Source organism: Ensifer sp. M14 (assembly GCF_003355565.1).
GTDB lineage: Bacteria > Pseudomonadota > Alphaproteobacteria > Rhizobiales > Rhizobiaceae > Ensifer.
In genome coordinates this window covers 3234435-3251576 of record NZ_QJNR01000004.1, presented here as the reverse complement: position 1 = coordinate 3251576, position 17142 = coordinate 3234435, and the positions used below count along the sequence as shown (strand labels likewise).

Below are 17142 nucleotides of genomic sequence, written 5' to 3'. Positions count from 1 at the left end.
GCCCGTCTGCCTGTAAGCAGATAGGCACCGCGACGGATCGGTCGATCAGATGTCGAGATTGTCGGCGAACACTGCCCGCTCCTGGATAAAGCGAAAGCGTGCGTCGGCCTTCGTACCCATCAGGCTGTCGACGGCTTCGCGCGTGCCTTCGAAATCGACGTCGTCGATCTGCACCTTCAGCAATGTGCGGAACTTCGGGTCCATCGTCGTTTCCTTGAGCTGCGCCGGCAGCATCTCGCCAAGACCCTTGAAGCGGCCCACTTCCACCTTGCCGCGGCCGTTGAATTCGGTGCGCATCAGTTCTTCGCGATGGGCATCGTCGCGTGCGTAAAGCGTCTTTGAGCCCTGGCTCAGGCGATAAAGCGGCGGCACGGCGAGATAGAGGTGGCCACCACGGATAAGCTCGGGCATCTCCTGGTAAAAGAAGGTGATCAGCAGCGAGGCGATGTGCGCGCCGTCGACGTCGGCGTCGGTCATGACGACGATGCGTTCGTAGCGCAGATCCTCTTCGCGGTATTTGCTGCGGGTGCCGCAGCCGAGCGCCTGGATCAGGTCGCCGATCTGCTGGTTGGCGCCCTGCTTTTCCCGGCCGGCGCTGGCGACGTTCAGGATCTTGCCGCGCAGCGGCAGGATAGCCTGGTTCGCGCGATTGCGCGCCTGCTTGGCCGAGCCGCCAGCCGAATCCCCTTCGACGATGAAAAGTTCGGCGCCTTCAGCGGTGTTCTGTGAGCAGTCGGCAAGCTTGCCGGGCAGGCGCAGCTTGCGTACGGCGGTCTTGCGGTTGACTTCCTTTTCCTTGCGGCGGCGGACGCGCTCGTCGGCACGCTCGATCACCCATTCGAGGAGCTTTGCAGCCTCCGCCGGGTTGTCGGCAAGATAATGGTCAAAGGGGTCGCGCAGGGCGTTTTCGACGATACGCTGCGCCTCTACGGTCGCCAGCTTGTCCTTCGTCTGGCCGACGAATTCCGGCTCGCGGATGAAGACCGAGAGCATGCCGGCGGCTGAAATCATCACGTCATCGGTGGTGATGATCGCGGCACGCTTGTTCTGCGTCAGTTCGGCGTAGTTCTTCAGACCCTTGGTGAGCGCGATGCGGAAGCCCGCCTCGTGCGTCCCGCCTTCGGGTGTGGGAATGGTGTTGCAATAGGAATGGACCTGCTGGTCGCCGCCATACCAGGTGACCGCCCATTCCAGTGAGCCATGGCCGTTCGACTTTTCGGACTTGCCGGCAAAGATCTCGCGGGTGACGGTGAATTCCTTGCCGAGCGTGGCGGCGAGATAGTCCTTCAGGCCGCCCGGGAAATGGAACACCGCTCGGTCCGGAATTTCGGAACCTTCAGGCAGCAGCGACGGATCGCACGACCAGCGGATCTCGACGCCACCGAACAGATAGGCCTTGGAGCGTGCCATGCGGAACAGCCGCGCCGGCTCGAAGCGGGCATGCGGCCCGAAGATCTGCGGATCGGGATGAAAGCGAACCCGCGTTCCGCGCCTATTGTGGACGTCACCCAGTTCTTCCAGCCCGCCCTGCGGTACGCCGCGCGAAAAGCGCTGACGATAAAGCTTGCGGTTTCTGGCGACCTCGACCTCCAGATCGTCCGAAAGCGCGTTCACCACGGAAACGCCGACGCCGTGCAGGCCGCCTGAGGTCTCGTACGCCTTGCCATCGAACTTGCCGCCCGCATGCAGCACCGTCATGACGACTTCTAGCGTCGACTTGCCCGGGAACTTGGGGTGGTTTTCGACCGGAATACCGCGGCCATTGTCGGTCACCGACAGATAGCCGTCAGCGTCGAGATAGACTTCGATGAAGTTGGCGTGACCAGCCACCGCTTCGTCCATCGAGTTGTCGATGACTTCTGCGAAGAGATGGTGCAGCGCCTTCTCGTCGGTGCCGCCGATGTACATGCCCGGACGCCGACGCACCGGCTCGAGCCCCTCCAGCACCTCGATTGCCGAAGCGTCATAGTCGCCGCTATCGCTGCCTTTGGGGGCAGGGCGCGGTTCTTCACGCGGAACCGGCGCTGCTCGCGCAACAGGCGCGGCGTCTGGCACCGCGGGCTTCGGTTGTTCGGGCATTGCGGAGAAGAGGTCGTTGCTGTCGTCCATGGGGCGTCTAGATCATTCCTGTCGTGCGGAGGTGGTCAAGGCCATAGCAAGACCGTGGTCTTGTCGCCATCCCCAGTCATTCGAATCACCCTAATTCTGCCAGACTCTTGCCGATTGTGCGAACAAAAGGAGAATGGCGGCGCCGAATGCCTGTAAAATAAAGCCTGAGCGTTGGCACTTGTCACCAACTGTTGCTTTGGTGCCGAGCCGATGGCAAGGCTTTGCGACGAACCAGGGAGCCCTTCGTTGTCCGTGTCCACAGCTCATTCTTGCTTTCGTCGGCTTAGCGCCATCGTGCTGTCCTTCGGGCTTGTTGCCGGGGCCGCTGCTCTCGCTGCGGCGCAGGTGTTGAAGCCATACAAGGATGATCTGTTTTCCTACGGCACAGTGCTTGAGCAGAGCGACAACGGCGACTACCGCGTCGTCGATTATCAGGAATTGCGCGACATCAACGGGCGTGACGAAATTCCGGAGCGGCGGGTCAAGCGCGCTTTCGTTTCTCTCGGCGTCAAGGGTGAGCAAGCCAACGAGACGCTCGACGTGGGCGGGCGCCGACTCGATGTGACACGCGTCGGCCCGGATCGCGGTGCGGCATTCAGCGTAATCTTCATCCACGGGCGAGGCGGCGACCGGCGCCTCGGCGCCAACGACTTTTCCTTCGGTGGCAACTTCAATCGCCTAAAGAACCTGGCTGTTGCCAATGGCGGCGTCTACTGTGCACCGAGCGTTCGGTCTTTCGATGCGGCTGGGGCAACTGATATTGCAGGCTTGGTCAAGCTTGCCGCCGAGCGCTCCGGCGGCCGGCCGGTCGTGCTGGCCTGCGCCTCCATGGGCAGCTTCATCTGCTGGGGTGTGGCACGGGACGCCGGCGCCGTTGCGGCCCTTGGCGGCATGATGATCATGGGCGGCGTCGCCGATCCCGATTTCACGAAGAGTGCCGCGTACAAGGCAAGGCTGCCGATGTTTTTCAGCCATGGCAGCAGGGATAGCGTCTATTCGGCCGAGAGCCAGAAAGCGCTCTACAGCACGTTGAAAGGGCAGGGTTATCCGGCCCGCTTCGTGCTTTTCGAGACCGGGTCGCATGGAACGCCGATCCGCATGACCGACTGGCGCGACGCCTTGAACTGGATCGGCAGCCGCTGAAGCGTACCGAACTACGCTCGGCATTTATTAACCAGACCGGCAATTTCCGGATGCAATCAGGCCGCTTGTTTTCACCTTTGAAAGTGATCGGCGCGATGATCTCCGGCAGATATTGCTGGGGTATATTTCATGAACGCGCACATCGAAACACGACAAATTCCGTTGTGTGTCGACCTGGATGGCACATTGCTGGCTGCCGACACGCTTTGGGAAGGCGCTGCGATCATCCTATTGCGCAATCCGCTGATGCTCTTCCCCATGCTCCTATGGCTGTGGCAGGGCAAGGCTCGCCTTAAACATGAAGTTGCTTCGCGCTCCGGCCGAAAGGCTGAGGACTGGCCCTACCGCCAGACGGTGCTGAATCGATTGGCTGCTGAGAAGGCCGGCGGGCGCGATATCGTGCTTGTCACCGGTGCCGCACCCGCTGTTGCCCTGGGGGTTGCTGCGCATGTCGGGCTCTTTTCTTCGATCATGCATTCATCCGAGGCACTCAATCTGACGAGCGGCCGCAAGCGTGACGCACTTGTCGACCGTTTCGGCAAGGGCGGTTTCGACTACATGGGCAATAGCCGTGACGACATCGCGGTGTTCGACGTCGCGCGTCGCGCGATCGTCGTTGCTCCCGATGCGGCGGCTGAGAAATGGCGTCGCAATCACGATGCAGAGAAGCTCGATACCGGCAAGGTGAGTGCCCTCGCTGCCTTGAAATCGATCCGCGTGCATCAATGGGCGAAGAACGTGCTCATCGGTGTGCCGATGATCCTCAATCATGAGGTCCTGCATCTCGATGCGCTGGTCAGCGTCATCGTTGCGTTCTTCGCCTTCAGCTTCCTTGCCTCTGCCGTTTACATCATCAACGATCTCTCCGATCTGGCCAATGACCGACGTCACGCGAAGAAGCGCAACCGACCACTCGCCAGCGGCCAGATGTCGGTGCCAACGGCTTTGGTCATGGTCGTTTGCCTGATCCTGGCTTCGGTTTCGCTAACCTCGCTCTTGCCGTGGAACTTCGCAGTCGTCCTCGCCTTCTATGCCTGCGCCACGACGGCCTACACGTTCGTGTTGAAGCGCAAGCTTCTGGTCGACGTGTTCACGCTTGCCGGCCTCTACACGACCCGGATCGTTGCCGGCGCGGCAGCGACCGGCACCGAGCTTTCCTTCTGGCTGGTATCCTTCGCGATCTTCTTCTTCTTGAGCCTCGCGCTGGTGAAGCGATACGTCGAGCTGCATGAATTCGAAGACAAGGACGGTGGCGCCGTTCCCGGGCGCGGCTATCTCGCGGTCGATTTCGAAATGGTCGGGCAGGCCGGTGTGGCCTCCGCCTTCACGTCGGCCCTGGTGCTTGCACTCTATGTGCACAGCAAGGAACTGCAGGAGATGTACACGACGCCGTGGGCGCTGTGGCCGCTTTGCCCGCTGGTGCTTTACATGCTGTTGCGGATCTGGATGCTAGCGCGCCGTGGCATGCTGCACGAGGATCCCGTCGTTTTCATCATGCGCGATTGGCGCAGCCAGCTGACCATGATGGTCGGGGCGTTACTTATCCTTTTCGGAGCTGTCGGGCCGCAATGAATACGCAAGATTACGACAGCTGGGGCCGGCTCGACCGTCGGCCGCGGCAGGGCATTTCGCCCGACGACTACGAAGATCGCATCGGTTCGATCGAGCCGGAGACCTTCCTGCCGTTCGGCAATGGTCGCAGCTATGGCGACAGCTGCCACAACGATCTGGGTACGCTGATCGACAATCGCCGACACGCGCGCATTCTCGCGTTCGACCCCGGCACCGGTATGATGACCTGCGAAGCGGGCGTTACCCTCGGCGATGTGTTGGCCCGCGCCATTCCCCACCGCTTCTTTCTTCCCGTCACGCCCGGCACGGCTTTTGTCACGATAGGCGGCGCGCTTGCCAACGATGTTCACGGCAAGAACCACCATGTGCGCGGGACCTTCGGCAATCATGTGTCCGGCATTACGCTGCTGCGCTCCACTGGCGAGCGCCTGACCTGCACGCCGCTTGATAACCCGGAGTTGTTTTCGGCGACGATCGGCGGAATGGGACTGACCGGCCTGATCCTGACCGTCAGCCTTCGTCTCACCAAAGTGCCGTCGCCGCATGTGCAGCAGCACGCCATTCGGTTCGGCAATCTCGACGAATACTTCGGCCTGGTGGATCGCGTCGATGAGGAACATGAATATTCCGTCGCCTGGATTGACCAGCTTGCAACCGGACGGCGCATGGGCCGTGGGGTCCTGCTCGCCGGGGATCATGCGGATGGCTCCTGCGAGTTTCCCGACATGCCGAAAGGCATGAAACTCTCGGTACCGTTCTCGCCACCATTCAACCTTCTCAATTTCGCGACGCTCAAGGCGTTCAACGAATATTACTTCCGCAAGGAGAAGCCGGGCGAGACAATTTCGACTGTGCCGTGGACGTCGTATTTCTATCCGCTCGACGCCATCGGCGCGTGGAACAGGCTTTACGGTCCAAAAGGACTGTATCAGCACCAGAGCGTCTACCCCGCCGAGAGCGCGCGTGAGATTACCGCGACGCTGATGGAGACGGCGCGCCGCGCCGGGCACGCGTCCTTCCTGACCGTCCTGAAGCGCTTCGGGGACGTCGCCTCGCGTGGCCTCATGTCGTTTCCGCGGCCCGGTTTTACTTTGACGCTAGACTTCGCCAATCAGGGTGAACGGACGGTAAAGCTGCTGGACCGCCTCGATGCGATCGTTGTCGAGGCCGGAGGCGCGATCAATCCCTACAAGGATGCGCGCATGAGTCCGCAAGTCTTTGAAAAATCTTTCACTTCTTGGCGGTCACTCGAGGCGTTGCGCGATCCGGCGTTGACGTCGAACTTCTGGCGCCGCACGGCGTTGGCTTTGCCAAAATGAGACTGCAGACAATTTTATTAAATTAAATGCGCGAACTTCACGGAATATGCGTCTCTTGCGTGTAGTTGTTTTCCCGGGACTGGGAGTAAAACTATGAAATATATTCCATTCATTCTCTTCACTGTGCTGACCAATGCGGCCGCACAGCTGATGCTGAAGCAGGGCATGATGTCGCTCGGGCCGATCTCGATGACAGCCGAGACGGCGATCGTCCGCCTGTTCCAGATCATTTTCAATCCATGGGTCTTCGCCGGTCTCGCGACCTTCGTCATCTCCATGGCATCGCATCTCTACGTGCTGTCGAAGGTGGAGCTTTCCTTCGCCTATCCGTTCCTGAGCCTGGCTTATGTCGCGGTGGCGTTCTTCGCCTATTTCCTCTTTCGCGAAGACCTTAATGCCTGGCGCATCGCCGGCATCGCATTCATTTGCGTCGGAACGGTCCTGATCGCCCAGTCGGGCATTTCATCCCATAGCGACGAAAAGCCGGCCGAAGCGGCTGGTGCAAGAACAGCAGATTTCGGGAGCAAGTCATGAAGCACATTATCTTTGGTGGCGATGGTTTCGTCGGCCGGCATCTGGCGCAGCGCCTCGTCCAGGACGGCGAAGAGGTCGTTGTCGCCGATATCGTCAAGTCCGATCTGCCGCACTACAGCCGCGCGCGCTTCGTCCATTGCGACGTTACGCAGATGAGCGATGTGCTGAAGGTCGGCATCGGCCCGGACGACATGGTCTACAACATGGCGGCCAAGATGCTGTCGCCGTTGCAGATCCGCTCGAAGCGTTGGGACTTCTTCTGGCCGGTCAACTACTACGGCGCCGAGAACATCATGAAGGCCATGGGCGTGGCGAATGCCTCGCGCCTCGTGCAGTTCACCACCGACATGATCTACGGCCACACGGTTCAGTCACCGCAGACCGAGGACCATCCGGCAAAGCCGCTTGGCGAATATGGAAAGTCGAAGTGGGCGACAGAACAACTGGCCGTGCAATGGCGCAAGCAGGGCATGAGTATCTCGATCTTCCGCCCGCGCCTGATTATCGGCCCCGGCCGTCTCGGCATTCTCGAAAAACTGTTCAAGCTGATCGACATGAACCTGCCGGTGCCGATGATCGGTTCTGGCAAGGTGCCGTACCAGTTCATCTCGGTGTTCGATTGCGCCGAAGCCGCAAGGCTTGCCTGGAAGGGCGGCGTGCCCAACGAGGCCTACAACCTCGGCTCGGACAGTCCGCCTTCCGTGCGGGAGCTTCTCGGCAACCTAATCAAGCATGCCGGTTCGAAGTCCTTCTTGCTGCCGACGCCTGCCTTCGCGGTGAAGCAGACGCTGGCGCTCTTCGACCTGATCAACAAGCCGATCATGGATCCGGAGCAGTACCTGATTGCCGACGAACTGTGCGTGCGCGAGACGGGCAAGCTGAAGCATCAGCTCGGCTGGCGGCCGGAGTTCAACGACGGCGATATGCTGGTTGCCGCCTATGACGAATATCGGGCCAAAAAGTCCGGTACCACGATGCAAAACGCCGCTGCCGTACCGGCCGAGTGAGGGGAATGACCATGCTGGATAGACCGAACCGAACAGCCGTCTCGGCACCGTCGCACGAAGGTGGCGTCGCAAGGCCAAACCTGCTCACGGTCGAGCAGGCGAAAGCCATGTCGATCGGCGACATCACCACCGCCTTCAAGGATCATCTCAACCCTGGCCAGTTGCATTTCATGAAGCTGCTCGGTTTTCACAAGGTGAAGATCGAAAGCGCCGAGGGCATGTATTACACCGACCAGAACGGCCGGAAAATCCTCGATTTCTTCGGTGGCTTCGGCTCGCTGGCCTTCGGCCACAACCACCCCCGCATCATCGAGGCGCGTCAGAAGTTCCAGGACGAGAAACGCCACGAAATTGCGATTGCCTTCATGTCGCAATATGCGGCGGCGCTTGCAAAGAACATTGCCGCCTGCTCGCCTGCTGATCTCGACATGGTGTTCCTCGGCTCGTCGGGCTCAGAGGCGATGGAGGCCGCCGTCAAGCTTGCCGAGCGCGCCGCCGGCCCGAAGCGCCCGAAGGTCGTCTATGCGGAAAACTCCTTCCACGGCAAGACCAAGGGTGTGCTTGCCATCACCGACGGTCAGCTCTACCGCGCCGATTTCAAGCTCGTTGACAACACGGTCCGTGTTCCCTTCGCCGATATCGCGGCCGTTGAGAAAGCCTTCCAGTCCGATCCGGAGATCGGCGTCATCGTGCTCGAGACGATCCAGGGCGGCGGCGGCATCATCCAGGCACCGGCCGAATACTGGCAGCAACTGCGCGCTCTGTGCGATCGCTATGGCGTCCTGTGGGTGGCTGACGAAGTGCAGTGCGGTTATGGCCGCTCGGGCCGCTTCTACGCTTTCGAACACTATGGCGTCGTGCCTGACGTTACCGCTCTCGCCAAGTCGCTCGGCGCTGGCAAGGCGGCGGTTGGCGCGATGATCGCGCGCCGCGAAGTCTACATGAAAGCCTATGGCACATCGAAGACGGCGATGATCCACGCCATGGCGACGTTTGGCGGCATGGGCGAAGCCTGCGTCACAGCGATCGAGGGCATCAACGTGCTCTACGACGATCGTCTTATCGATCGCGCCGGCGACAGCGGCGACTATCTGCTTGAGCGCCTGCAGGCGTTGAAGGAGAAGTATCCGAAGATCATCAAGGATGTGCGCGGCAAGGGCCTGATGGTTGGCCTGGAGTTCCAGGATTTCAGCCAGACATTGCCGATGGTACTGCGTCCCGTGGTTTCCGTGCTCGACGACAAGCTGAAGGGATCGCTTTCGGGCTTCATCGGCGCCTTGCTTCTGCGCGACTACGACGTGCTTGTCGCGTTCACCGAATACAATCGCAACGTCATCCGCCTTGAGCCGCCGCTGATCTGCGAACGGTCTCATGTCGACCAGTTCATTGCCGCGCTCGACGCGCTCCTGGGCCGTGGGATCGTGCGTATCGTCAAGGACTTTGTCGGCAGTCAGATCGGCAGCTGATAGCTTTCGCAATCGATTGAGAGGGGGCAGGGCGCTTAGTGCTTCTGCCCCTTTATGTTCATGTCGAATTCGACGACGTTGGAATAGATCGGTGTCCCGACGTCCATGCCGTAGGGCGAGCGAAAGATGCTGCCCCGGATCATGAACGAGATCGAGCGGCTGTTCCAGTCCGTCAGCTTTACCGAGAAACGTTCCTTCCGGGTTTTGCCGCGCGCGGTCAGCGTGCCTTCGACGGCGGCTGAGTCGGGGCCGGTCTGCGTGACGCTGGTCGAGCGGAAGGTGACGGTGCGGTATGTCGCGCTGTCGAAGACCGCGCTCGACTTCAGGAAGTCTTCGACGCGGCTTTCTCCTGTCTCGACACTTTCCGGATAGAGCGTGAACTCGACTGACGAGCGGCTGATATTGCTGCCGTCTATGCGGAAATTGCCGGAGAACTTGCCGAAGTCGCCGACGATGCCGCCGCCGCCGACTTGGGCGACGGAAAAATGGACGCGTGATGCCCCGGTGATACCGTAGTTGCCGGCAGCGTCCTGGAGTTGCGGAGCGCTGGCTCTGGCAGTATCTGGTCCGGATGCGCACGTGAGTACGATACAAAGTGCCAATGCTGCTGGCGATGGTTTCGATTTCTGCATGATCATGGGTTACTTCCTCTTGGCAACCAGGGGCGCGCCGCTGGCTTTCTCGATTTCGCCGCGACGCCGCTGCCGCAACGTCAACATGCGAGCCAGAACCTCATCTCGCCTGATGATGTGGTGGTAGAAAGCGGCCATGGCATGGACGAGGACGAGGGTGAGCATCACGTAGGCCAGGATCGCGTGCGTTGACGTCCAGACGGTCTCAGCCGCCTCTGATTTCGCCATCGGCAGATGCGGGATGACGAACCAGTCGAAATAGAAGCTCGGAATGTTCAGGGTCGAGGTCGACGCGACCGCCCAGCCAGCAAGGGGCACCGCCAAGGTGAGGACGATCAGCGCAACATGCATCGTTGCCGATGCGTGCCGTTCAAGCGGCGAAAGGCCCGCGGTCGCCTCTGGTTTCCGCTCGAAGAGATGCCAGACGGCCCGAAACGCGGCGAGAGCAAGCACGGTAAAGCCGAACGATTTGTGCCATTGGTAGAGTGAGAATTGCAACGCCGGATCCAGCGACAGTCTGCGCATGGCGAAGCCGAGCGCGATCAGGCCAAGGATCAAAGCGGCGATCATCCAATGGAGGACGATCGTCACCCAGCCGAATGTCGATCTGCTGTTTCGCAGCATGGCAAGCTCCCGCGACTTCAGACGAAGTCCAAGACTTCGCTCTGATCGCTCGGATGGGACCCACAGGCCCTCGCTTTTATTCGCCGACGATACCGTAAATCTGCGGGTCGTTTACGTTGATGCGCGCGAAAGACGCCTCATTTGCTTGTGAACAGGCTGCGGGCTGGCTGGTCTGGTCTCTGCAAAAATCCAACCTATCGCGGAACATCAATCATGACCGAGAATAACTCGACACACCAGTTGATCCCAATTGAAAACGTGGTGTTGGACCACGCAAACGCCGGCATCGCACTGGGGACAGAGCACCGGTTCGAGGAGTCGCTCGAACAGTGGCGGCTGGCCGCGCAACTGGCGGACGCAAATTTCGAGGGGGAAGATCTCTATTATTGGGTGAAGGGTGGTTATGGCGCGGCGCTTCACGACGTCGGTCGTCACCGCGACAGCATCGCCGTTTCGAAGCTTGTTCGCGCGTGGACGCTTTCACTGCGCCAGCCGCTCGCATCGATGACCATTGCGCGTTCTTACCTGGCACTCGGCGAGGCCGAGAATGCCTATCCCCATATCCAGGACGTCCATCGGTTGGTGGGTGACGAGGTGTTCGGCCTGTTCGACCGGCGATACGTGGCCGATATCCGCAGGGCGCTTGCGATAAAAGCGTAGGTCAGGATACCCCAGTCATTTCTTGAAGCGCGATGCCGAGATCGTCGGCAACGGCTTGCATCATCAGAGTGCGGGCCGTTGCCGGAGAAAGCAGTGGCACAGGAAGCACTGCCATGCTGGAAAGGCCTGTTGCGAGGCCGAGGATCCGCCAGGCGATCGATTCCGCGACCGTGCCTGTGCGGAACTCGCCGGCGGCAATGCCATCCTCGATGATTTCGCAGAGCAGGCGATGCCAGTCAGAAACGGTCCGGGCGTAAGCCTCCGCCAACGCAATGTCGGCCTGGGCTGCACGCCATGTCTCCGCCCAGAACCGCATCCCGTTCTCACGCGCATCGTCCGTATGGTCGCTGACGAAGAGCTTGAGCGCCGCAGTCGCTCTGAGCGTCGGGCGCATCTTCATGAATTCGGCCCGTGCCGCAGCCTCGTAATGTTGGAAGGCCGCGGATTTGAGTTCGCTTGCGGTCTTGAAGTGATGGTGGATGATACCGTTTGCCGCTCCCATTTCGGCGGCCACCCGCCGTGTCGTCATCCCGTCGAAGCCGTCCTTCAGCATGACGGCGACGGCCGCCGCAATGATCGCCTCACGCCGGGCGAGGCGGGTCATGTACACCATATTCAGTCTCCGGTTGTATCCGGTTGACATATCGCAAATTTGATCATATGTCCAATTTGAGCGATGGCTCAAATCGTTGGCGGACGATCTAAAACCGCGGCCGGCCTTTTTGGTCTGGTCTTCGTCTTTCATCCATTGATTTTCAGGGAACGCTCATGAGCGAACATGTATTGCCGTCCGATGCCGAAATTACCTTCCGCCGCATCTCTGCCCTTACCGTCTGCGACGTTTGCGAACTCAGCGAAACGCTGAGCGAAGAACAGCGCAACATGGTGGCCGACAACGGCACGTCGATTGCCGAAGCGCATTTCTCCGAGAATGCCTGGTTTCGCGCGATCTACGCCGAGGAGACGCTTGTCGGTTTTATCATGCTGCACCAGGGATCGGATTGGGACGATGGCATCGATTGCCCCGGCGTCTACCTTTGGCGCTTCATGATCGCCCGACCTTTTCAGGGAAAGGGCATCGGCAAGAAGGCGATTGACCTTGTCGTGCGCGATCTCAAGGCGCGCGGCATCCGTGAGCTTTACACCAGCTACGGCCTGGGCGAGGCAAGCCCGGAAGGTTTCTACAAGGGGCTGGGCTTTGTCCGAACAGGTGACAGCTACGGCGAAGAGCCGGAGGCCGTGCTGAAGTTTGCGGCCTGAACGGGACATCATTGGCGGCGCTCGACCCGGCGTCGCCTGGGCTATTTTACGAGAGAGACATGCAAAACGACCTACACGAGGCCAATCGGCTTTCATGGAACGCGGCAACCGCGGCACACAACAGCCACAAGGGTGATCAAGGTGCGTTCTTCTGCAACGGCGGCTCGACGCTCTATCCCGAAGAGATCGAATTGCTCGGCGACCTGGCCGGCCTCGATCTCTTGCATCTGCAATGCAACTCCGGCCAGGACAGTTTGAGCCTTGCCCGCCTGGGCGCCAAGGTCACGGGCGTCGACATTTCCGACGAAGCGATCGCTTTTGCCACACGGCTTTCGAGCGAAAGCGGGATTGCCGCGACCTTCGAGCGCGCCGACCTTTTCCACTGGTTCGAAGGCGCTCAAGCACGCGGCGCGGTGTTCGATCGCGTCTTTGCGTCCTATGGCACGATATGCTGGTTATCCGACCTCGGGTTGTGGGCTCGCGGTGTCGCTTCGCTGCTGAAGCCCGGCGGCCGGTTCGCCTTCATCGAGTTTCACCCGTTTGCGATGGTCTTCGATGAAACGTGGACGCCACGCTACGACTATGCACCGCGAGAGCCGATCTCAGAACCGGGCGTAGGCGATTATGTCGCGGCGTCAGGCGCAGGGTTGGCTCCGAACGGCTACGAACAGGGTGTTGTGGATTTTCGCAACCCGCACCCCTCGTTCGAGTTCAATTGGGGCATCGCCGACGTCGTCCAGGCGCTGATCGACGCCGGTCTAAAGGTCGAATGCCTGAGGGAGTATCCCTATGCCAACGGCTGGGTCGGCTTTGAAGGGATGCGTGATTCCGGCGGCGGACGGATGCTGCCACCCGAGACCATGCCTAGCATTCCGCTGATGTATGCGATTGCGGCGACAAAGCCCGAGGCGATGACACAGGCCCCGGCACTGAAGCGGCCCGAAACAATCATCCGCCCCTACCGCGCCGAGGATCGTGACAGGCTGGTTGCCATCTGGCTCTCCGCCTCGCGCATCGGACACCCATTCCTTGGCGAGGAGCGTCTGCTTGCTCAACTCGAGATGGTTCGCGACACCTACCTTCCGATGGCCGACAATTGGGTCGCCGAGATCGACGGCAGTCCGGTCGGGTTCATCGGCCTGATCGACAGATTTATCGGCGGACTGTTCGTGGTTCCAGAAATTCATGGCGCCGGCATCGGCCGCGGGCTGATCGAGCACGCGGCGAGGCGGCTCGGACATCTCGATGTCGGCGTCTATGCCGACAATGCCAGCGCCGTTGAATTCTATCGCCGTCGCGGTTTTGTCGAGACCAGCCGGCAAGAGACGGATGATGAAGGGTTGCCCTTTGCGGTGATCCACATGGCACGCGCTTCCTGAGCAACAAACGACCGGCAGGGCCACGCGCTTTGGCCCTGCCGGAATATTCCGCGGCGCATGCTTTCTTTTGCCGGTGGCATTTGCTAGGCCGCTTTCCGGAGAAAAAGTCCTGACCCGGAGGAAAATTCATGACGCCTGACATCCGCCCGCTCGTCGCCGGAAACTGGAAGATGAACGGAACGCGCGCCTCGCTCGATCAGATCAAGGCGATGGCCGAAGGGGTCAAGGGCGATCTGTCCGGCAAGGTCGAGACGCTGATCTGCCCGCCCGCGACGCTGCTCTATGTGGCGACCGCGCTTTGCGACGACAGCCCCCTGATGATCGGTGCCCAGGATTGCCACCAGAAGCAGTCCGGTGCGCACACCGGCGAAGTTTCGGCCGAGATGATTGCCGATTGCTTCGGCACCCATGTGATCGTCGGCCATTCCGAGCGCCGCACCGACCATGCCGAGCACGACGGCCTGGTGCGCGAAAAGACGGACGCGGCCCATGCGGCAGATCTGATTGCCATTGTCTGCATCGGCGAGACCGGTGACGAGCGCAAGGCGGGCAAGACGCTCGACGTGCTCAAGCGTCAGCTCGCCGAAAGCCTGCCCGATACGGCCACCGCGGAGAATACGGTCATTGCCTACGAACCGGTCTGGGCGATCGGTACCGGCCTGACGCCGACCGTCGGCGATGTCGAAGAGGCGCATGCCTTCATGCGCAAGGAACTGGTGTCGCGTTTCGGTGATGCCGGGGCCAAGATGCGCATTCTCTACGGTGGTTCGGTCAAGCCGTCCAACGCCCGCGAGTTGATGGGCGTTGCCAATGTCGATGGCGCGCTGATCGGCGGTGCAAGCTTGAAAGCCGAAGACTTTCTCGCCATCTACCGGGCATATGAAGATTTGACGGCCTGATTGTCCGGCACGCGCCGGGCAGGGGGTTGGAATAACGGACAGGTTGGTATAAAGAGGCGCGAAAATTGCGCCCGGGAATGCCCCGTGTCCGCGCGAGATTTGATTCGTTTGCCCAAAGGGCAGGACTGGAAGCTGATGCAGACCGTACTACTCGTCATCTATCTCATGGTCGTCGTTGCCCTGATCGGCGTCGTTCTCATTCAGCGTTCTGAAGGTGGTGGCCTCGGCATCGGCGGTGGCTCCGGCTTCATGTCCGCGCGCGGCACGGCCAATGCGCTGACCCGCACGACGGCGATCCTCGCCGCGCTTTTCTTCGTTTTGGCCCTGGCGATGGGCATCCTCGCCCGTTACGAGCCGCAGGCGACCGATATCCTTGACCGTATTCCGGGCACGAGCTCCGGTGGCGGCGTGCTCGATTCGCTCGGCGGCGGCAACACGCAGGCTCCGGCCGGTGGTGCAACCCAGCAGCCGGCGACCGGTAACGGCGCCACGGCACCGGCTCCCGCCACCACAGGCGAAGCTCCGGCCGGCGGTGCAACGACAACGCAGACACCCGCAGGCGGAGCCAACAGCAATACGGGATCGCAAGTTCCCAGCGGCCAATAAGGTCGCAATTTAGAAGAACCCACCGGCGGATGGCACCATCCGCCGGTTTTGTTTTGTGTGAAATCTGATTCCCTTCGAAGACGGAAAAATTCGGATAGACGAATTTTTCTGTGGCGGAATCGTTTGTTAAAAGGTAACCGGTGACTCCCATGGCGCGATATGTATTCATCACTGGCGGCGTGGTTTCCTCCCTCGGAAAAGGCATAGCTGCGGCCGCTCTTGGAGCGTTGCTGCAGGCACGTGGCTACCGGGTGAGACTGCGCAAGCTCGACCCCTACCTCAACGTCGATCCGGGCACCATGAGCCCGACCCAGCACGGCGAGGTGTTCGTCACCGACGACGGCGCCGAGACCGATCTGGATCTCGGCCACTATGAACGCTTCACGGGGCGTTCGGCGACGAAGACCGACAACATCACCACTGGCCGGATCTACAAGAACATCATCGACAAGGAACGTCGCGGCGACTATCTCGGCGCAACCGTTCAGGTGATCCCGCACGTTACCAACGAGATCAAGAATTTCGTTACCGAAGGCAACGACGATTATGATTTCGTGCTGTGCGAGATCGGCGGTACCGTCGGCGACATCGAAGCGATGCCGTTCATGGAAGCGATCCGCCAGCTCGGCAACGACCTGCCGCGGGGCACTGCCGTCTATGTTCACCTGACGCTGATGCCCTATATTCCGGCGGCGGGCGAACTGAAGACCAAGCCGACGCAGCATTCGGTCAAGGAACTGCAGGCACTGGGTATTCACCCCGACATCCTGCTGGTTCGTGCCGATCGCGAGATCCCCGAAGCCGAGCGTCGCAAGCTTTCACTGTTCTGCAACGTCCGCCAGTCGGCGGTCATCCAGGCACTCGACGTCGCCTCGATCTACGACGTGCCGATCGCCTACCACAAGGAAGGCCTCGACAACGAAGTGCTGGCCGCCTTCGGCATCGAGCCGGCACCGAAGCCGCGCATGGAAGCGTGGGAAGAGGTTGCCGATCGTATCCGTACGCCGGAAGGCGAAGTCACGATCGCGATCGTCGGCAAGTACACCGGCCTGAAAGATGCCTATAAATCGCTGACCGAAGCGCTCTATCACGGTGGCATCGCCAACCGCGTCAAGGTCAAGCTCGAATGGATCGAGTCGGAAGTCTTCGAAAAAGAAGATCCAGCGCCGTATCTTGAAAAGGTGCACGGCATCCTGGTTCCCGGCGGCTTCGGCGAGCGTGGCTCCGAGGGCAAGATCAACGCGGCGCGCTTCGCCCGCGAGCGCAAGGTGCCGTATTTCGGCATCTGCTTCGGCATGCAGATGGCCGTCGTCGAAGCGGCGCGCAATCTCGCCGGCATCGACAAGGCGTCCTCGACCGAGTTTGGTCCGACCAAGGAGCCGGTCGTCGGCCTGATGACCGAATGGGTGAAGGGCAACGAGCTGCAGAAGCGCACTGCTTCCGGCGATCTTGGCGGCACCATGCGCCTTGGCGCCTATCGCGCGTCGCTGAAGGGCGGCACGAAGATTGCCGACATCTACGGTACGACCGACATCTCGGAGCGTCATCGCCACCGTTACGAGGTCAACGTCGACTACAAGCCGCAGCTCGAATCCTGTGGCCTGGTCTTCTCCGGCATGTCGCCTGATGGCATCCTGCCTGAGACCGTCGAGTACCCTGATCACCCGTGGTTCATCGGCGTGCAGTACCATCCGGAGCTGAAATCACGTCCGCTTGATCCGCACCCCCTGTTCGCGAGCTTCGTCGAAGCAGCATTGGAACAGTCGCGTCTCGTTTGAACCGTCAGCGCGGTTGTAAGAATTGCGGCCGGTCCCTTGTGACCGGCCGTTTTCGTTTCTGTGCTCTGTGACAGCGATCTGCGGCGCGAGATCGGTAGCTGTGTGCCGCAGGCGCTTTTTGTGGTTCTGGAAGGGGGCGGTCACTTCTCACCGA

Annotated in this window: 16 protein-coding genes; 12 read left to right on the top strand and 4 right to left on the bottom strand. The window is 60.7% G+C overall.

Annotation, left to right across the window (positions count from 1 at the left end):
* Positions 1-45 precede the first annotated feature (45 nt).
* Positions 46-2109 carry a DNA topoisomerase IV subunit B gene (gene parE / locus BLJAPNOD_RS15715; RefSeq protein WP_077498368.1) on the bottom strand — a complete coding sequence of 688 codons (2064 nt, stop codon included), beginning with the start codon at positions 2107-2109 and terminating at the stop codon, positions 46-48.
* A gap of 210 nt (positions 2110-2319) precedes the next feature.
* On the opposite strand from parE, the gene BLJAPNOD_RS15710 reads away from it, so the two are divergent.
* From BLJAPNOD_RS15710 to BLJAPNOD_RS15685, 6 genes are all read left to right on the top strand, one after another.
* Complete coding sequence (locus BLJAPNOD_RS15710; protein WP_115420449.1) at positions 2320-3252, top strand: alpha/beta hydrolase; 933 nt, start codon at positions 2320-2322, stop codon at positions 3250-3252.
* Between the two features lie 129 nt (positions 3253-3381).
* Entirely contained in the window at positions 3382-4824 is a 1443-nt protein-coding gene (locus BLJAPNOD_RS15705; protein WP_077498366.1) for a UbiA family prenyltransferase, read from the top strand.
* Positions 4821-6143, top strand: a complete 1323-nt coding sequence (locus BLJAPNOD_RS15700; protein WP_115420448.1) for an FAD-binding oxidoreductase — start codon at positions 4821-4823, stop codon at positions 6141-6143. The genes BLJAPNOD_RS15705 and BLJAPNOD_RS15700 overlap by 4 nt, the downstream gene beginning before the upstream one ends.
* Positions 6144-6236: 93 nt before the next feature.
* Positions 6237-6677, top strand: a complete 441-nt coding sequence (locus BLJAPNOD_RS15695) for a transporter (protein WP_077498364.1) — start codon at positions 6237-6239, stop codon at positions 6675-6677.
* Positions 6674-7684: an NAD(P)-dependent oxidoreductase gene (locus tag BLJAPNOD_RS15690; protein WP_077498363.1), complete on the top strand. Its 1011-nt coding sequence runs from the start codon at positions 6674-6676 to the stop codon at positions 7682-7684. The genes BLJAPNOD_RS15695 and BLJAPNOD_RS15690 overlap by 4 nt, the downstream gene beginning before the upstream one ends.
* An 11-nt stretch (positions 7685-7695) precedes the next feature.
* Positions 7696-9150 (top strand): aspartate aminotransferase family protein, encoded by a 1455-nt coding sequence (locus BLJAPNOD_RS15685; RefSeq protein WP_244610949.1) that lies wholly within the window; start codon positions 7696-7698, stop codon positions 9148-9150.
* Positions 9151-9185: 35 nt separating this feature from the next.
* Here BLJAPNOD_RS15685 and BLJAPNOD_RS15680 read toward each other — a convergent pair whose 3' ends face one another.
* Both BLJAPNOD_RS15680 and BLJAPNOD_RS15675 read right to left on the bottom strand, forming a co-directional pair.
* On the bottom strand, positions 9186-9788 hold the full coding sequence (locus tag BLJAPNOD_RS15680) for a YceI family protein (protein ID WP_115420446.1): 603 nt from the start codon (positions 9786-9788) through the stop codon (positions 9186-9188).
* Positions 9789-9791: 3 nt separating this feature from the next.
* A complete protein-coding gene (locus tag BLJAPNOD_RS15675) occupies positions 9792-10406 on the bottom strand; it encodes a cytochrome b (protein ID WP_115420445.1) in 615 nt (204 codons plus the stop codon).
* Between the two features lie 213 nt (positions 10407-10619).
* On the opposite strand from BLJAPNOD_RS15675, the gene BLJAPNOD_RS15670 reads away from it, so the two are divergent.
* Positions 10620-11066, top strand: coding sequence for a hypothetical protein (locus BLJAPNOD_RS15670; RefSeq protein WP_077498359.1), 447 nt, complete (start codon positions 10620-10622; stop codon positions 11064-11066).
* 1 nt (position 11067) lies between these two features.
* On the opposite strand, the gene BLJAPNOD_RS15665 is transcribed toward BLJAPNOD_RS15670, so the two are convergent.
* Positions 11068-11679, bottom strand: a complete 612-nt coding sequence (locus tag BLJAPNOD_RS15665) for a TetR family transcriptional regulator C-terminal domain-containing protein (protein ID WP_158556132.1) — start codon at positions 11677-11679, stop codon at positions 11068-11070.
* Positions 11680-11834: 155 nt separating this feature from the next.
* On the opposite strand from BLJAPNOD_RS15665, the gene BLJAPNOD_RS15660 reads away from it, so the two are divergent.
* The 5 genes from BLJAPNOD_RS15660 (at position 11835) to BLJAPNOD_RS15635 (ending at position 16988) form a co-directional block, all read left to right on the top strand.
* On the top strand, positions 11835-12326 hold the full coding sequence (locus tag BLJAPNOD_RS15660) for a GNAT family N-acetyltransferase (RefSeq protein ID WP_115420443.1): 492 nt from the start codon (positions 11835-11837) through the stop codon (positions 12324-12326).
* Between the two features lie 59 nt (positions 12327-12385).
* Positions 12386-13705, top strand: a complete 1320-nt coding sequence (locus tag BLJAPNOD_RS36480) for a bifunctional class I SAM-dependent methyltransferase/GNAT family N-acetyltransferase (RefSeq protein WP_199565947.1) — start codon at positions 12386-12388, stop codon at positions 13703-13705.
* A 128-nt stretch (positions 13706-13833) separates the two neighbouring features.
* Entirely contained in the window at positions 13834-14604 is a 771-nt protein-coding gene (tpiA, locus tag BLJAPNOD_RS15645; RefSeq protein ID WP_115420442.1) for a triose-phosphate isomerase, read from the top strand.
* Between the two features lie 135 nt (positions 14605-14739).
* On the top strand, positions 14740-15210 hold the full coding sequence (gene secG, locus BLJAPNOD_RS15640; protein WP_077498355.1) for a preprotein translocase subunit SecG: 471 nt from the start codon (positions 14740-14742) through the stop codon (positions 15208-15210).
* A 149-nt stretch (positions 15211-15359) separates the two neighbouring features.
* Complete coding sequence (locus BLJAPNOD_RS15635; protein ID WP_077498354.1) at positions 15360-16988, top strand: CTP synthase; 1629 nt, start codon at positions 15360-15362, stop codon at positions 16986-16988.
* Positions 16989-17142 lie beyond the last annotated feature (154 nt).

What these genes read in the sequence shown, in the direction of transcription:
- BLJAPNOD_RS15675 (WP_115420445.1), bottom strand. Translation starts at nt 10,406, where the DNA reads ATGCTGCGAAACAGCAGATCGACATTCGGCTGGGTGACGATCGTCCTC.
- BLJAPNOD_RS36480 (WP_199565947.1), top strand. Translation starts at nt 12,386, where the DNA reads ATGCAAAACGACCTACACGAGGCCAATCGGCTTTCATGGAACGCGGCA.
- BLJAPNOD_RS15670 (WP_077498359.1), top strand. Translation starts at nt 10,620, where the DNA reads ATGACCGAGAATAACTCGACACACCAGTTGATCCCAATTGAAAACGTG.
- parE (WP_077498368.1), bottom strand. Translation starts at nt 2,109, where the DNA reads ATGGACGACAGCAACGACCTCTTCTCCGCAATGCCCGAACAACCGAAG.
- BLJAPNOD_RS15685 (WP_244610949.1), top strand. Translation starts at nt 7,696, where the DNA reads ATGCTGGATAGACCGAACCGAACAGCCGTCTCGGCACCGTCGCACGAA.
- BLJAPNOD_RS15665 (WP_158556132.1), bottom strand. Translation starts at nt 11,679, where the DNA reads ATGGTGTACATGACCCGCCTCGCCCGGCGTGAGGCGATCATTGCGGCG.
- BLJAPNOD_RS15705 (WP_077498366.1), top strand. Translation starts at nt 3,382, where the DNA reads ATGAACGCGCACATCGAAACACGACAAATTCCGTTGTGTGTCGACCTG.
- BLJAPNOD_RS15680 (WP_115420446.1), bottom strand. Translation starts at nt 9,788, where the DNA reads ATGATCATGCAGAAATCGAAACCATCGCCAGCAGCATTGGCACTTTGT.
- secG (WP_077498355.1), top strand. Translation starts at nt 14,740, where the DNA reads ATGCAGACCGTACTACTCGTCATCTATCTCATGGTCGTCGTTGCCCTG.
- BLJAPNOD_RS15660 (WP_115420443.1), top strand. Translation starts at nt 11,835, where the DNA reads ATGAGCGAACATGTATTGCCGTCCGATGCCGAAATTACCTTCCGCCGC.
- tpiA (WP_115420442.1), top strand. Translation starts at nt 13,834, where the DNA reads ATGACGCCTGACATCCGCCCGCTCGTCGCCGGAAACTGGAAGATGAAC.
- BLJAPNOD_RS15710 (WP_115420449.1), top strand. Translation starts at nt 2,320, where the DNA reads ATGGCAAGGCTTTGCGACGAACCAGGGAGCCCTTCGTTGTCCGTGTCC.
- BLJAPNOD_RS15635 (WP_077498354.1), top strand. Translation starts at nt 15,360, where the DNA reads ATGGCGCGATATGTATTCATCACTGGCGGCGTGGTTTCCTCCCTCGGA.
- BLJAPNOD_RS15695 (WP_077498364.1), top strand. Translation starts at nt 6,237, where the DNA reads ATGAAATATATTCCATTCATTCTCTTCACTGTGCTGACCAATGCGGCC.
- BLJAPNOD_RS15700 (WP_115420448.1), top strand. Translation starts at nt 4,821, where the DNA reads ATGAATACGCAAGATTACGACAGCTGGGGCCGGCTCGACCGTCGGCCG.
- BLJAPNOD_RS15690 (WP_077498363.1), top strand. Translation starts at nt 6,674, where the DNA reads ATGAAGCACATTATCTTTGGTGGCGATGGTTTCGTCGGCCGGCATCTG.